Below are 15,862 nucleotides of genomic sequence, written 5' to 3' on the forward strand. Positions count from 1 at the left end.
GTCGGGGGCGGGGCGTTTTAGTGGGGGCGGTTTGTTTTTTCCATGCCCCCCGCCCCCCCCCCCCGACACCCTCCGATGGGCACGCTTGGTGGGGCGGTGGCAGTCTGCTTTTCTGGCTTGGTGTAGCGGCCACGCAGTGCTTATACGGGAGCACTGTCGGGGTGTTTTGAGCCGAGAGTAAGAATGCTGCTCATGGCTCCGTCGCAGGTGCGGTTGCGTCACGTCGTGGTACAGGGATTATCGGGGGCGATTTCAGACCTGCATGGAAAAGCTGAACGCTCGGTGGGTCATCTCCCGAGGTGCGGGACATAAGTCATCTGGTGACGCTACGCGACGGTTTAATAGGTCGCGTCGGATTGATCGGTCCTGCGAGAAAGAATGGTCATCCGTCGAATGTACTGGGGAGTGGTTTTGCGGGCTGGATAACCACTCCCCAGTACATTCGACGGATGATCTCTGGGGGGTGGGTTTGCGGGCTGGCATCTTTATGGTGAAATTTCGGGCGGGCAGTGCTTGGGTGCCGGTTGCGCTCCGCGGTGGCCGCTTCCGGTCTTGACCATGGCGAGTGTCGGCGTGGGTCTGGCCCTCGGGAAGGCCGGGCAGGGGCCGACTACCCGCCACTGACGCGGTTCCCCTCGCCTCGATGCCGTTCTTGATCTCCACCGGCACGCCAATCTCGCGGCACACCGCAATTCCAGGCCGCCACGCCACCTCGCGGCGCACCGCGATTCCAGCGCACCGCAAAACTCGCGGCACACCGCCAACCGGGCGGCCACGCCGATCACGCGGCGGACCGTGATCCTGGCGGTCCGCTGCCGGTCGTTCCAGGCCGGTATCGATATGTGGTCAAAGCGAGGCGCGGTACCTCGACAAAGCTCTACCAGCGAAGCTGACCTGCGCTTCCGGTTGCCCCGGAGCCGGAGCGCTCCCCCCGGAGGGCCGACGGAGGCTCCCCCGGAAGGGCCGCCGGAGGCCCCCGCCAACAGGGCTCGCGCCGGAGGCCCACCCAAGCCCGACAGAGACCGAGAGACCCGGCGGCGACCCTGACGGATGGCCGCCGGAGGCAAGACCGACGCCACCCAGCGCGACCACCCGCCCGCAAGAACAGGCCTACACCGACAACGGGCTGTGTCCCACCGGCACCGTCTCAGCTGTGGAAGGCGCCCCCGGAGGCGTCCCGTCCCCGAACGGCCGCCCGCCCAGCGACTCCCGCCCGTGCTCCGAAAGCCATCCGGACAACTCCGGCCCGGCCGGGACGATCCCGGTCGGGTTGATGTCCCGATGCACCTCGTAATAGTGGCTCTTGATGTGTACGAAGTCCGTTGTGTCCCCGAAACCCGGCGTCTGGAAGAGGTCGCGGGCGTAGGACCAGAGCACCGGCATCTCGGACAGCTTTGACCTGTTGCACTTGAAGTGGCCGTGGTAGACGGCGTCGAAGCGGGCCAGGGTGGTGAACAGGCGGACGTCTGCCTCGGTGATCGTGTCGCCTACCAGGTAGCGCTGGGTCTCGAGTCGGGCGGACAACCAGTCAAGTGTGTCGAACAGCCGCCCGTACGCCGACTCGTAGGCGGCCTGCGTCCCGGCGAAACCGCACCTGTAGACGCCGTTGTTCACCTCGGTGAAGACCCGCTTGTTCACAGTGTCGATCTCGGCGCGCAGGGGCTCCGGGTACAGCTCCGGCGCGCCCTCCCGGTGGAACTCGGTCCACTCCAGGGACAGATCGAGGGTGATCTGGGCGAAGTCGTTCGTCACCACCTGGCCGGATGGCACGTCCACAAGCGCGGGCACGGTGATGCCGCGCGGGTAGCCGGGTTCGCGCTTGAAGAACGCGTCCTGCAGGCGGGGGATGCCGAGTACCGGGTCCACGCCGCCCGGGTCGAGATCGAACGTCCAGCTGCGCTCGTCGTGGGTGGGTCCGGCGATCCCCATGGAGATCGCGTCCTCGAGGCCCAGCAACCGCCGTACGATGATCGCCCGATTGGCCCATGGGCATGCCCGGCTGACGATCAGGCGGTAGCGGCCGGCCTCGACCGGCCAGCCTTCACGACCGTCCCGTGTGATGCGCGTGGTGATGTATCGCTGGTCCCGGCTGAACTCGCCGGTCGGGTTGACGTAGACGCCCTGCTGTGACTCGGTTGCCATGAGTGCCATCTTGCCCGCTCGGCCGACGATCGGCGCGGCCTCGCACGGAGACCGCGACCGGGCCGCGTCAAGATCACGTCGGAGAGCGCTCCCCGGGATTGACATCGAACTATTGACACAAACCGGTGAACGGCGTCACAGTACCAGCTAAGAGAGCGCTCTCCTGACACGGCTTCGTAACCCCACCGACATGCCGCAAGGGAGAGCGCTCTCTAGATCCGCCCCCACCCCGAGGAGCCCCACATGTCCCCACCCCGATGGCGCAGCGCGGGAGCGGCCGTCGCCCTGCTCGGCGCCTACCTCGTCATAACGGCAGGCGCGGCCGACGCGGCCGAGACGCTGCTCTCCCAGGGGCGCCCGGTCACCGCCTCCTCCACCGAGTCGGGCGCGTTCCCGGCCACCTCAGCGGTGGACGGTGACGGCGGGACCCGCTGGTCGTCCGCGGCCGCGGACCCGCAGTGGCTGCGCGTGGACCTCGGCGCGTCCGCGTCGGTCAGCCGCGTCGCGCTGAACTGGGAGGCCGCCTACGCCACGGCGTTCCAGCTGCAGACCAGCGCGGACGGCAACACCTGGACCACAATCCACACCGCGACGCAGCAGACCGGCGGCAACCAGAGCATCACTGTCAACGGCACCGGTCGCTACCTGCGGCTGTACACCACGGCGCGGGCCACCCAGTACGGCGTCTCGCTGTGGGAGTTCCAGGTCTTCGGGGGCGGCGGTGGCACGCCCGGCACCGGCGGACTGCTCTCCTACGGGAAGCCCGGCACCGCGTCGACAAGCCAGAGTGACGGCAGCTGCTGGGAATGCACGCCGGCCAAGGCGTTCGACTCGGATCCGGCCAGCCGCTGGGCGACGAGCAACGTGAACGGCTGGGTGGACCCGGGCTGGATCGCGGTCGACCTGGGCGCCACCGCGCAGATCCAGCGGGTGGTCCTGCAGTGGGACCCGGCGTACGCCACGGCGTACCAGATCCAGGTGTCGAACGACGGCAACGCCTGGACAAGCATCTACTCGACCACGGCGGGGCGCGGCTTCAAGGAGACGCTCACCGTGAGCGGCACCGGCCGGTACGTGCGCATGTACGGCACCGCCCGGTCGAACGGCTACGGCTACTCGCTCTACGAGTTCCAGGTCTACGGCACCGGTGGAAACCCGACGCCGCCTCCGGCCCAGCCCGCGGACCCGGTGTTCCCGGCCACCCGCCTGGTCTGGAACGACGAGTTCACCGGCGCGGCCGGCGGCAAGCCTGACGCGTCGAAGTGGACGATCGACCCGGGCACCGGCCAGAACAACGAGGTGCAGTACTACACGAACAACGACAACGCGAACCTGGACGGCAACGGCGCGCTGGTGATCGAGGCGCGGAAGCAGACCTCGAACGGCCGGGACTACACGTCGCACCGGATGAACACGAGCAACAAGTTCAGCGTGCAGTACGGCCGGGTCGAGGCCCGGATCAAGGTGCCGAAGGGCAACGGCCTCTGGCCCGCGTTCTGGATGATGGGCGCCGACTTCCTCGAGGGCCGCCCGTGGCCGTACAACGGCGAGATCGACATCATGGAGGTCCTCGGCCGGAACACAAGCGAGGCGTACTCCACGCTTCACGCCCCGGCCTACAACGGCGCGGCCGGTTACGGCCAGAAGTACGCCACTGTCGACCTCTCGCAGGACTTCCACGTCTGGGCCGCGGAGTGGGACAGCAAGGGCATCCGCTTCTTCCTGGACGGCCGGCTGGTCTTCACCGCGGACAAGGCGACAGTGGAGTCCACCCGCGGGCCCTGGGTGTTCGACCACAAGTTCTACCTGATCCTCAACCTCGCGGTCGGCGGTGACTTCCCCGGCCCGGTGGACGCCACCACGCCGCTCCCGTCCCGGATGTACGTCGACTACGTCCGCGTCTACCAGTAAGGAGGCACCATGAAACGTCTGCTCACGCTCGGGGTCGCGCTGCTGGGCCTGCTGAGCACCTACCTGATCGTCAGCTCGGCCACCGCGAGCGCGGCGGAGGCGCTGATCTCCCAGGGCCGCACGGCCGCGGCGTCGTCCACCGAGTCCGCCACGTTCCCGGCGAGCTCCGCGGTGGACGGCAACGGCGGCACCCGCTGGTCGTCCGCGGCCGCGGACCCGCAGTGGCTGCGCGTCGACCTCGGCGCGTCCGCAACTGTCACCCGGGTCGCGCTGAACTGGGAGGCGGCGTATGCCCGCGCGTTCCAGATCCAGACCAGCGCGGACGGCAACACCTGGACCACGATCCACACCGCCACGAACGCGACAGGCGGCAACCAGAGCATCGCGGTGAACGGGACCGGGCGCTACGTCCGGCTCTACACCACGGCGCGGGCCACTGCCTACGGCGTGTCGCTCTGGGAGTTCGAGATCTACGGCGCGGGTGGCGCACCGGCCACCTCGCTCCCGCCGAACGTGGTGCGGGTGTCGGAGTTCCTCGCCGACTGCCCGTACACGCACCGGCTCCCGGACGACCCGATCATCTTCCCCGGGCTGCCCGGCGCGTCGCACATGCACAGCTTCTTCGGCGCCACTGTCACGAACGCGATGACCAACCTGTCCGACCTGCTCAACTCGCAGACCACCTGCAACCCGCGCGAGGACACCAGCTCGTACTGGGTGCCGACGCTCTACCAGGACAACGTGCCGGTCGAGCCGACAATCGTCACGTTCTACTACCTGGGTGAGGGCGTGCGTGACGACATCATCGCCACCACCCAGCCGATCCCGCAGGGCCTGCGGATCGTGGCCGGTAACGCCAAGGCCACCGGCCCGAACGACAACACGATCTCCCGCTGGTCCTGTCTGCACGCCGGGCAGGTCGGCTCGTCGCACGACTTCGTAAACTGCCCGGCCGGCACCATGCTGGAGTCCTACCTGGACTTCCCGCAGTGCTGGAACGGCCGTGACCTGGACTCCTCCGACCACAAGTCGCACATGGCGTACCCGGTGAACCAGGCCTGCCCGTCGACCCACCCGGTGCCGGTGCCGAAGCTGCGCCAGGTGCTGCGGTACCCGGTCAGCGGCGACCCCGGGCGGCTGCGCCTGGCGTCCGGCGGCGGCTTCACGATGCACGGCGACTTCTTCAACGCCTGGCCGGTCGAGGAGATGGCCCGGCGCGTGAACGACTGCATCCGCCCGATCATCAAGTGCGGCGCCAACGGCCGCCCCTGACCGGAAAACGCGCTCCCATCCGTACCCCCGGAAGATCTTTCAACTGCTTTTGGGGGTACGGATGGGAGCGCATCGCCGGTGTATAAAGGCCAACATGTCCTCCCGGCCGCCGCGTGATTCCCGCCCACCCACCCTCGAGGCGGTCGCGGAGGCGGCCGGCGTCTCCCGCGCCACGGTCTCCCGGGTGATCAACGCGGTCCCGACGGTGGACCCGCGGATCCGGGCGTCGGTGGAGCGCGCGATCGCCGAGATCGGCTACGTGCCGAACCTGGCCGCACGCTCGCTCGTCACCCGCAGTACGAACTCGATCGCGCTTGTCATCTCCGAGCCGGACCGCGAGTACGAGGCGCCGTTCCTCAACCGCGTCTTCACCGACCCGTTCTTCGGGCGGGTGACCGCGGGCGCGCAGGAGGTGCTGCGGCCGCGCGGCATCCACCTGGTGATCATCCCGGCCGACCCGCCCGCGCATCACCTGGTGGTCCGCTACCTGCGGCAGGGCCACGTGGACGGCGTGCTGCTGATCTCCAGCCACAGCGAGGACCCGATCCCGCGTCAGCTCTCCGACCTGTGCATCCCCACGGTCATGTCGGCCCGCCCTGGCTATCCCGTCCCGCTCAGCCACACGGACGTGGACCAGCGCGCCGGCGCCCATCTCGCGGTCGCCCATCTGCGCTCGCTCGGCCGGACCCGAATCGGCACGGTCAGCGGCCCGCTCGACACCCAGGCGGGGCACGACCGGCACGACGGCTTCCTGGCCGCCGCGGGCCCGGACGCGCCGTTCGCGGAGGGCGACTTCACCCGCGCACAGGCCGAACGCGTCACCCGCGCGCTGCTCACCGCGCATCCGGATCTGGACGGGCTCTTCGTGGCCAGCGACGTGATGGCCGAGGGAGCGCTTGCCGCGCTGCACGAGCTGGGCCTGCGCGTGCCGGACGACATCGCGGTGGTCGGCTTCGACGACAGCAGCGCGGCCATCGCCTGCCGCCCGCGCCTGACCACGGTCCGCCAGCCGGTCGAGGAGATGTCCGCCGAGATGGCCCGCCTCCTGCTCGCCACCATCGACGACCCGTCCCGGCTGCCACGCTCCGTCATCTTCCAGCCCACCCTTGTCATCCGCGACTCGGCTTAGCGCTAGCCCGGCACGGTGAAGTAGCGGGTGCGGGCCGTTCCCGGCGTGAGCGGGCCGGGCTTCTCCGAGGCCGAGCGCCAGGTCTGCACCACGGCATAGCGGCGGCCGCGAGGCACCGCCGCGTCGAACCCACCGCAGGCGTGCTGGATCTCGTCCCGGGTGAACGTCATCGTCGGGCAGTCGAAAGGCCCCGCCACGGTACGGCCGGAGGACTCCTCCACCAGGTGCAGCGTCACGTCGACGGTCGCGCCCGGCAGCGCCGAGATGATGCCGCTGAGCTTGACCGCCGGGCCGGTCGCGTAACAGGTCTGGATCACCGCGGGCCGGCTTGTCGCCCACTGCATCACCGAATCGCACCTGGTCGGACCCCAGGTGTAGGTCACCGTCTCCGGCGTGGCGGCCGGAGCGGGAGGCCGGGCCGCGGCCGTGGTCTGCGCGACCGGGCGCGCCGGGACGCTTGCCGACGCGCCGGTGGCCGGAGTCGGTGGTACGGCGGCCGAGGCCTCGGCCGCCGGGAGCGGCGCGTGAACCACGGGGGCGGGGCTCCGTCCGCCCGGGTCCGCGAGCGGGCTGGGCGTGTGGGTGCCGGACGGGGCAGCGGAGGCACTGCGGTGGTCCGCGGCCACGCCGTGCCGGACCGCGAGCGTGGCGGCGCCGGCCAGGACTCCGAGCGCGGCAAGCGCGGCGATCGGGCTGAGTACGCGATGGCGGGCGGCGCTGACCTCTTCGGCGGTGCGTTTGCGTCGCCGGCGGGTACGACGGGCCGCGGGCATGACTGGGGCAGCATCCGCGCCCGACCCGCCGGTGCCCGATCCGTCCGCGCCCGGCCCGTCGGTGCCCGACCCGGCCGCGCCCGATCCCCCGGTGGTCGATCCGGCCGCGCCCGGCCCGTCGATGCCCGGCCCCACCGTGCCCGCACCCGGCCCCGCCGCCCCACCGGCCGTGCCCGTCTCGGCGACGGCACCGGAATTCGCCACGGCGCCGGACGTGAGGGCTGCTACGACCGCTTGTGGACCTGCGACGGGCGCCCCGAAGGGTAAGCCCGGCACGCTGCCCTGCGGCGGAATGAAGACCGGGACCGGGAACAGGTCGCCGGTCAGCGACGCGTCGAGCGCGTCCCGGGCCGGCACGCCCTCGGTCGTCTCGGCGAGCAGCCGGAAGCGGTCGATCAGCTCGGCCGCGGTCGGGCGCCGCAGCGGGTCGGACACCAGGCAGGTCTCGATGATCTGCCAGGCCTCGGGCGGCACGCCGTCCGGGCGGTCCCGCGAGAAGCCGTTCAGCGCGGCATAGGGCGTCAGCCCGGAGAACGGCGGCCGCCCCAGCAGCAGCTCGAACAGCACCACGCCGAGCGCGTAGACGTCCGCCGCCGGGGTCGGCCGCCCGCCGGAGATCACTTCGGGCGACAGGTAGCTGGGCGTGCCGATCACCGCGCCGGTGGTGGTGATCCGCGGGCTGTGCAGCACCCGGGCCACGCCGAAGTCGGTCAGCCGGACCGTGGGGTCGGCCGCGCCGGGCGCGGTGAGCAGGATGTTGTCCGGCTTCAGGTCGCGGTGCACGACGCCGCGGCGGTGGGCGTGGCTGAGCGCGGCCGCGGTCTGGCCGAGGATCACCGCGGCCTCGGCGGGCGGTAGCGTGCCGGCCTCGCGCAGCCGGCGGCGGAGGCTGCCACCGGGGATCAGGTCCATCACCAGGCCGAGCGACGGCCCGACGGTGAGCAGCTCACGGACCGGGACGATGTGCGGGTGGCGGAGCATGCGCAGGATGGCGCGCTCCTGGACGAACCGCATCACTGTCTTCGGCTCCGCGGCCAGCTCGTCGCGGAGCAGCTTGATCGCGACCTGTTCGCCGCTTGAGGAGTCGAGCGCGCGCCAGACCGTGCCGGTGGCGCCGCCGCCGATCTCCTCCTGCAGCGCGTAGGCGCCGCCGATCTGCCGGGGCGCCGGCGCCCCGGCCGGGTCGGTGACCGGGGCGTCGGCGGGTCGGTCTGAGGGGCGCATCGGCGGGCTCCTTCGTACGGGGAGAATCAGGGAGACGCGGAGTGGAGTCGCGTCGTTGCGCCCGGTATTCCTAACCCGTGGGAAAGGCTCACGCAACCGACACATCCGGCATATCGCCAACATGCGCCCGTAACGGTGAATTGCCCGCCACTAAATCGTCATAAATGCGACTTTAGGAAAGCTGAGGCAGCACCTTCTCCCCGAACGTGTCGATGAATCCGCCGAGGTCTTGGCCGACGTGGTGCAGGTAGATCTCGTCGAAGCCCAGGTCCGCGTAGCCGCGCAGCAGGTCACGATGCTCGCCGAGGTCCGAGGAGATGTTCACCGACCCGCGTACCTGATCGATGCCGACCTGCTCGGAGACCACGTCGAACGCCTCCGCGGAGTCCAGGTCCCAGCACACCGGCGGCGCGAACACGTTGCTGCGCCACTGGTCGAGCGCGATCGCCTCGGCCTTCTCCTCGGACGGGTCCCAGCTCAGGTGCACCTGGAGGTGAAGCGCGCCCTTGCCGCCCGCCTCCCGGTACGCGTCGATCATGCGGCGCAGGTGCTCGTGCGGCGCGTTCACGGTGATCAGCCCGTCCGCCCACTCCGCGCACCAGCGGGCGGTCTCCACGCTCACCGCGGCGCCGACCAGCTTCGGGGTGATCTCCGGGCGCGTCCACAGCCGGGCGCGGTCCACGGTCACCAGGCCGTCGTGGCTTACCTCCTCGCCGGCCAGCAGCGCGCGGATCACGTCCACGCACTCGCGGAGCCGGGCCGTGCGGATCTCCTTGCGCGGCCACCCACCGCCGGTGATGTGCTCGTTGCTGGCCTCGCCGGTGCCGAGCGCGGCCCAGAATCGGCCGGGGAACATCGCGCCGAGCGTGCCGATCGCCTGCGCGATGATCGCCGGGTGGTAGCGCTGGCCCGGCGCGTTGACGATTCCGAACGGCAGCGAGGTGGCCTGCATCGCCGCGCCCAGCCAGGACCAGGCGAACGCGGACTCGCCCTGCCGCGCGCTCCACGGCGAGAAGTGGTCGGAGGACATCGCGGCCGCGAAACCGGCCGACTCAGCCCTGGTGACGGCGTCAAGGAGGGCCGCGGGCCCGATCTGCTCATGCGAGTTGTGGATTCCGTAGAGAGTCACGGCCTCCTTCGTACCCACGGAGGTTTTTGATCATTCTTTCCGAAAAGCGCATTATCAGGGCGTGAACGGGGTAACAAGAACAACACGCGAACGTGCTGGTCGTCACCCCGGCGGTCACGCGTTCTGCGAGCGGCCCGGAGCGGCGGTACCGTAGTTGCGTGCCATTCGTCTTCAGCTCCGCCCGACTCCCACAGGTGGGTCTCACCTGGGTGAGCCGGCGCACGCTGCGTCTGGCCGGGGCTTTCGCGCTTTTCGTGCTCGCCTTCACCGGTGGGTGGACATCCACCACCTCGGATTCCCCACCGGCCGACCGGATCGTCGCCACCAGCACGGCCGGAGGCATCGATCTGGTGCCGGCCGGAGCCGACCGGACCGGGATCAGCCCGGCAGGCTCCGCCGTCGACATCGTCCAGGCGCCGGGCCCGGGTGATCCCGAACCGGCGTTGCCGGGCGCGCTGCCGCTGCTCGCGGCCGCGGTGCTGCTGCTTGCCACGTTTCCGGAGTGCCGCCGGCCCCTCGCCCGCAGTTCCCTCGGCGGGCCGCGGGGTGATCGGGCCCCTCCCCTGAGACACGCCTGATCTTTGCGACCGGTCACCGGCTGTGACCGCCACTGCACCCTCACATGATCGCGTCGCCGTCCTACGGTGATGCCACCTGCCCTCCCCGGCTCACCGCCTATCCTCACTGATGAGGTTCATGACATGGACGGCTTCTTCCAGCAGGCCAACATCGACGAGATCCTTCAGCTCAGTCGTACGGCCACGCTGAGCTGGCTGGCCTTCTTCGCCTTCGCCATGCTCGCGCTCGCGGGCCTCTCGCTGCTCAACCGTGACCGTGAGGCGGTCGCGGAACTGCGCGAGTACCGGCGTCACCGCCGTCGCTACCGCCGGCGGCTGCGTGCCGCCCGCGCGACCGCGGCCCGGATCGGTACCACCACGGACGCGGTCATCTCGAAGCCGCTGCCGTCCGAGCGGCATGTGCCCACGCTCGCGGAGATCAAGCGGTACGCGGCCGAGATCGCCACCGCCGCGCTGCACGCGGAGCAGACCGCCGCCCGGTCCCGCACCGAGTGGGAGGCGGCCGAGCGCGTCCAGCAGTCCGCCTGGCGCGCGCTGCAGATCGCGACGGACGCGGCTGAGCGGGCGAACCGCGCCTCCGCGTTCGCATCGGTGGTGGACGAGATCGAGGAGTCCACAAGCACCGAGCTGGACCGGTCCGAGCTGGAGGAGCGGCGCGCGCACCTGCGCCGGTCCGCCACCCGCGCGTTCCACCGTGGAGAGATCCGCTACGACCAGCTCAGCACCGTGCTCACGTTCGAGGGCGAGTGGTCGCCGAGCGTGTCCCCCCTGGAGCACCAGCGGTCGCTGCTGCGCCTGGCGCAGGAACGGCTGAACGCGGCGTACCAGGAGGCGACCCGGATCGAGCGTCGCGCCTGGGACATGGCCGTGACCGCGTCCGCCGCGAAGACCAGCCTGGCCCACGAGGCGACCGAGGCGGAGCTGACCGCCGCGCAGGCCGTCGCCGAGGCCACCGCGCCGAAGGGCGTCGCGGCGGTGTTCGCCAAGGTCGGCGCGGTCCGGCTGTCGCGCCGGGCCAAGCCGGCCGGCGTCACGCGGATAAGCCGCATCGTCCTCACCGAGCCGGCACTGATCGCCGCGCCGGCGCCTGTCGCACCGGCCGAGGACATCGAGGCGACCACGGACCTCACCGCGATCACCGCGAGCGCTCAGGCCATGGAGGTCGTCGAGGTCGTCGAGACCAGCGGCATCGTGGAGGACATCGAGGCCACTGTCACGATCCCGACCGGCGAGGCTGCGGTCTCGGCGTCCGCCGCCGAGGCGGACGCGGACGCGGAGTGGCAGATCGAGGCGAGTGCGGTCGTCGCGGCCGCGCAGGCCGAGATCGAGGCGGCCGCGTCGCGCACCGAGGTCGCGTCGCCCGAGGACGCGGCCGCGCTGGCCCCGGCCGCGTTGCCGGTCATGGGCATCGCGCGGGTGCCGCTGCGCGGGATCCCGGCGCCGCGCACCGTGGCGGACACCGAGGCGCCGACCGTCTCGGCCCGGGCCGCGGTGACCGCGCCGGGCGCGGTGGTCGCCGGGCGCGCGTCGGTCAAGCCGCGCGTGGTCGCTGTGGTGGGCAAGAAGGACGCCAAGCCGGAGCGTGACGACGACGATCCGACAAGCACCACAGTCACGGTGCTGGCCTCACGGTAGGCAGGCAGACGAGAGAACGGCCGCGCGGATCGCTCCGCGCGGCCGTTCTTCGTTGTGCGGGTCAGAGTGAGACGACGACCGCGCTCTCCGGCGGCAGCTCGACCACGTCGCGGGTGAGGATCGTGCCCGGCTCGGTGGCCAGCAGCACGCTGCGCGGCACCGCCCGCAGGCTGATCCGCTGCGAGACCGGCGCCAGGTTCGCCGCGATCACGCAGTCGCCGCGGCGCATCACCACGAACTGGTTGCCGTGCCACACCTGCACCCGGTCCAGCCGCGGCTCGGACAGGTCGGCCCGGGACTTCCGCAGCGCGATCAGCTTCCGGTAGACGTCGAGCATCTCGCGGTGCGCGGGCTTGCCCGGCTCGGCCCAGTCGAGCTTGGAGCGCTGGAACGTCTCCGGGTCCTGCGGGTCCGGGATGTCGCTCTCCGCCCAGCCGTGACTTGCGAACTCGCGCCGCCGGCCGTTCTGCACCGCGAGCGCCAGCTCCGGCTCCGGGTGGCTGGTGAAGTACTGCCAGGGCGCGGACGCGGCCCACTCCTCCCCCATGAAGAGCATCGGCGTGTACGGCGAGGTGAGCAGCAGCGTCGCCCCGACCTTCAGCAGACCCGGGGAGAGCGTGCTGGAGAGCCGGTCACCGATCGCCCGGTTGCCGATCTGGTCGTGGTTCTGCAGGTAGGCCACGAACCGGTGGCCCGGCACCGTGCTCCGGTCGACCGGCCGCCCGTGCCGCCGCTGCCGGAAGCTGGAGAACGTGCCGGCGTGGTAGAACGCGCCGGTAAGCACCGCGGCGAGGCAGTCGAGCGAGCCGAAGTCCGCGTAGTAGCCCTGGCGCTCGCCGGTGAGAAGCGTGTGCAGCGCGTGATGCACGTCGTCGTCCCACTGGGCGTGCAACCCGTACCCCCCGGCCTCCCGTGGGGTGATCATGCGCGGGTCGTTGAGGTCGGACTCGGCGAGCAGGGTGAGCGGCCGGCCGACGTGCGTGGAGAGCGACTCGACCTCCGCACCCATCTCCTCGAGCAGGTGCACGGCGCCGCGGTCGAGCAGCGCGTGCACCGCGTCCAGCCGGAGGCCGTCCAGGTGGTAGTCGCGCAGCCACATGACCACGCTGTCGATGATGTAGCGGCGGACCTCGTCGGAGCCCGGCCCGTCTATGTTGACGGCGTTGCCCCACGGGGTCTGGGTGCCTTCGAGCAGGTACGGCGCGAACATCGGCGCGTAGGCCCCGGACGGGCCGAAATGGTTGTAGACAACGTCCAGGACCACCCCCAGGCCGCGCTGGTGGGCGGCGTCGACAAGGCGCTTCAGCCCGTCGGGGCCGCCGTAGCTCTCCTGCGGGGCGAACCAGCAGACGCCGTCGTACCCCCAGTTGTGGTCGCCGTTGAACGCCGCGACCGGGAGCAGCTCGATGATGTCGACGCCCAGCTCGACCAGGTGGTCGAGGCGGGTGATCGCGGCGTCGAACGTGCCCTCCGGCGTGAACGTGCCGACGTGCAGCTCGTAGAGGACGCTGCCGGGCAGCTGACGGCCGGTCCAGGACGTGTCCGACCAGGTGAACGCGGAGTGGTCGTAGACGCGACTGGGACCGTGCACGCCGGCCGGCTGCCAGGCGGACCGCGGGTCGGGCAGCTCCTGCGCGGAGTCGCCGAGCAGGAACGTGTAGTCGGTGCCGGGGCCGGCCTCGGGGACGTCGACACGCCACCAGCCGTCCTCGGCCTTCTGCATCTCCCGCACGTCACCGCCGGGGAGACTGAGTCGGACGTGGGAGCCGGGCGCCCACACAGCGAAATTCGTCATTGAATCAACAGCTTTCAGCGCCTGATCAGAAGTGCCACGGGATATGTGTCGAGCACCTCGGCGAGCGGCAATCGAGCACCACTGTAGTCGCGGCCCGTGAACGAATCGATGTATTCGCGGTCCGGAAGTTTCAGTGTTGTTTCACCCCAGCCGCCTTGACGTGCGAGTCCCATCGGGAGCCGGGTCGCGACGACGCATGCGCCACCGCGGTCGAATGCGATCGCGTGCGCCGCGGCCGGGCCCTCGATCTCCAGCGGCGTGTAGCCGGTGAACAGGTCGGACCGGTCCCGGCGTGCGCGAAGTGTACGGCTGGTGACAAGCAGTTTCGCCGCGCCGGAGCTGTCGATCCCGGGCAGTTCACCACCGTCGATGCGGGCCAGCAGCTCACGCCGGGCCGCGAAGTCGACAGGCCTGCGGTTGTCCGGGTCGACAAGCGAGTTGTCCCACAGCTCAGTGCCCTGGTACACGTCGGGAATCCCGGGCATCGCCAACTGCACGACCTTCTGGCCGAGCGAGTTGACCCATCCGGAAAAGGTGATCGATTCCGCGAACTCACTGATCTCAGTGCACAACTCCGAGTCGTCGTAGACGCGATCGACCAAAGCGGCAAGCGCGCTTTCGAATTCGGTGTTCGGATCTGTCCAGCTCGTCGAGGTTCCCGCCTCGCGCGCGGCCTTTTCCACATACGCCTTGAGCCGCTCGCGCTCGATCGGCCACGCGCCGACAGCCGTCTGCCACAGCAGGTGCGCAAGCGCCGGGTCGCCGAACCCGGACGCCTCGGTCCACCGCTTCACCCGCGACGCCCACTCGTGCGGCACCTCGGACAGCACGGCCAGCCGGGCCCGCACGTCCTCGGAGCGCTTGGTGTCGTGCGTGGAGAGCGCGGTCATGCTCTCCGGCGCCCGGGCCGCGCTCGCCGCGTGGAACTCGGACGCACGCACGCCGAACCGGTCCGGATCGCCGCCGACCTCGTTGAGCGCGGCGAACCGCGTCCACCTGTAGTAGGCGGTGTCCTCCACGCCCTTCGCCATCACCGCGCCGGTGAACTGCTGGAACCGCACGGCCAACTCGTCCACCGGGTTGCGCAGCCGGGCGGTGAGCGCGTCCAGGCCGCGGCCCATCCCGGGACGGCGGCGGCCGGCCTCGGCACGCGCCTTGGCCAGGTGCCGGGCGCCCTCCGGCAGGTAGGACCGGTAGACCGGGAAGTCCGCGGCCAGCTCGGCCAGGCCCTGCTTCGCGCCGGCCACCTCGCCGGCCAGCGTGGCCAGCCGGTTCAGCTCCGCGGCGAGCATCTTCGTCGCGGCCGCGTACTTGGTGCCGTGGGTCAGCTCGGCCCAGGACACCCGCTTGCCGGTCAGATAGTGGTCGAGCGCGGTGAACGCGCTTGCGGCGGCCGGATCGAGGAACAGGCCGCAGACCTCCCGCATGGCGTCGTAGCCGGTGGTGCCCGCGACCGGCCAGTCCGGCAGCTGCTCCCCGGTCTCCAGGATCTTCTCCACGACGATCCACGCGTCCGGCGCGGCCCGGCGCAGGCGGCGCAGGTAGTCGCCGGGGTCGCGCAGGCCGTCCGGGTGGTCGACGCGGATGCCGTCCAGCTCGCCGGCCGCGTACCAGCGGAGGATCTCCGCGTGGGTGGCCTCGAAGACGGCCGGCTCCTCGACCCGCAGCCCGGCCAGCGTGGTGATCGCGAAGAACCGCCTGTAGTTCAGGTCCGTGTCGCCGCGCCGCCAGTCGACAAGCTCGTAGTGCTGCCGGTCGTGGATCTCCTGCGGCGTCCCCTCCCCGGTCCCCGGCGCGACCGGGAACCGGTGCTCGAAGTAGTGCAGGTCGCCGTCCTTGAACTCCAGGTCCTTCAGCGCGTCCGCCTCGCCGAGCACCGGGACCACCAGGCGGCCACGGTTCCAGTCGATGTCGAACCAGGTGGCGTACGCCGAGTCGCGCCCGAGCTTGAGCACGTCCCACCACGCGGGATTGGCGGACGGGACCGCGATTCCGGCGTGGTTCGGCACGATGTCGACGACAAGCCCGAGGCCGTACTCGCGCAGTGCGGCGACGAGCCGCTGCCGGCCCTCCTCGCCGCCCAGCTCCGGGTTGACCTTGGTGTGGTCCGCGACGTCGTACCCGTGCGCCGAGCCCGGCACGGCGGCCAGCAGCGGCGCGGTGTAGCAGTGACTGACCCCGAGATCGGCGAGGTATCCGGCGAGTTCGGCGGTTGCGGAAAGGTCGAAACCGGGGCGGACCTGCACCCGGTACGTGGCGGCGGGCGTCTTCATC

General features: G+C 70.9%; 10 protein-coding genes. 5 read left to right on the forward strand and 5 right to left on the reverse strand.

The genetic code is table 11. The features are described from left to right. Positions 1–1,110: 1,110 nt before the first annotated feature. Positions 1,111–2,151, reverse strand: coding sequence for a glutathione S-transferase family protein (locus ACIA8K_RS05350; protein ID WP_396055204.1), 1,041 nt, complete (start codon positions 2,149–2,151; stop codon positions 1,111–1,113). A gap of 234 nt (positions 2,152–2,385) precedes the next feature. On the opposite strand from ACIA8K_RS05350, the gene ACIA8K_RS05355 reads away from it, so the two are divergent. From ACIA8K_RS05355 to ACIA8K_RS05365, 3 genes are all read left to right on the forward strand, one after another. Continuing rightward, the gene (locus ACIA8K_RS05355) at positions 2,386–4,053 is read left to right on the forward strand and encodes a discoidin domain-containing protein (protein WP_396055206.1); all 1,668 of its coding nucleotides are present in this window, start codon (positions 2,386–2,388) and stop codon (positions 4,051–4,053) included. 9 nt (positions 4,054–4,062) lie between these two features. Continuing rightward, positions 4,063–5,325 carry a DUF1996 domain-containing protein gene (locus tag ACIA8K_RS05360; RefSeq protein ID WP_396055208.1) on the forward strand — a complete coding sequence of 421 codons (1,263 nt, stop codon included), beginning with the start codon at positions 4,063–4,065 and terminating at the stop codon, positions 5,323–5,325. A 94-nt stretch (positions 5,326–5,419) separates the two neighbouring features. Then, positions 5,420–6,454: a LacI family DNA-binding transcriptional regulator gene (locus tag ACIA8K_RS05365; RefSeq protein WP_396055210.1), complete on the forward strand. Its 1,035-nt coding sequence runs from the start codon at positions 5,420–5,422 to the stop codon at positions 6,452–6,454. A 2-nt stretch (positions 6,455–6,456) separates the two neighbouring features. Here the strand turns inward: ACIA8K_RS05365 and ACIA8K_RS05370 are convergent, their stop codons facing one another. Next, positions 6,457–8,451, reverse strand: coding sequence for a serine/threonine-protein kinase (locus tag ACIA8K_RS05370; RefSeq protein ID WP_396055212.1), 1,995 nt, complete (start codon positions 8,449–8,451; stop codon positions 6,457–6,459). 172 nt (positions 8,452–8,623) lie between these two features. Further along, on the reverse strand, positions 8,624–9,580 hold the full coding sequence (locus ACIA8K_RS05375; protein WP_396055214.1) for a TIGR03885 family FMN-dependent LLM class oxidoreductase: 957 nt from the start codon (positions 9,578–9,580) through the stop codon (positions 8,624–8,626). A 158-nt stretch (positions 9,581–9,738) separates the two neighbouring features. Here ACIA8K_RS05375 and ACIA8K_RS05380 point away from each other — a divergent pair, with 158 nt between their 5' ends. Then, positions 9,739–10,158: a hypothetical protein gene (locus tag ACIA8K_RS05380; RefSeq protein ID WP_396055216.1), complete on the forward strand. Its 420-nt coding sequence runs from the start codon at positions 9,739–9,741 to the stop codon at positions 10,156–10,158. A 123-nt stretch (positions 10,159–10,281) separates the two neighbouring features. Then, positions 10,282–11,793 (forward strand): hypothetical protein, encoded by a 1,512-nt coding sequence (locus tag ACIA8K_RS05385; protein ID WP_396055218.1) that lies wholly within the window; start codon positions 10,282–10,284, stop codon positions 11,791–11,793. Positions 11,794–11,854: 61 nt separating this feature from the next. Here the strand turns inward: ACIA8K_RS05385 and treZ are convergent, their stop codons facing one another. Then, on the reverse strand, positions 11,855–13,588 hold the full coding sequence (treZ, locus tag ACIA8K_RS05390) for a malto-oligosyltrehalose trehalohydrolase (protein WP_396055220.1): 1,734 nt from the start codon (positions 13,586–13,588) through the stop codon (positions 11,855–11,857). A gap of 14 nt (positions 13,589–13,602) precedes the next feature. Next, the gene (gene treY, locus ACIA8K_RS05395) at positions 13,603–15,861 is read right to left on the reverse strand and encodes a malto-oligosyltrehalose synthase (RefSeq protein WP_396055222.1); all 2,259 of its coding nucleotides are present in this window, start codon (positions 15,859–15,861) and stop codon (positions 13,603–13,605) included. Position 15,862 lies beyond the last annotated feature (1 nt).

The sequence above is a fragment of the Catenuloplanes sp. NPDC051500 genome, from assembly GCF_044454585.1.
GTDB lineage: Bacteria > Actinomycetota > Actinomycetes > Mycobacteriales > Micromonosporaceae > Catenuloplanes.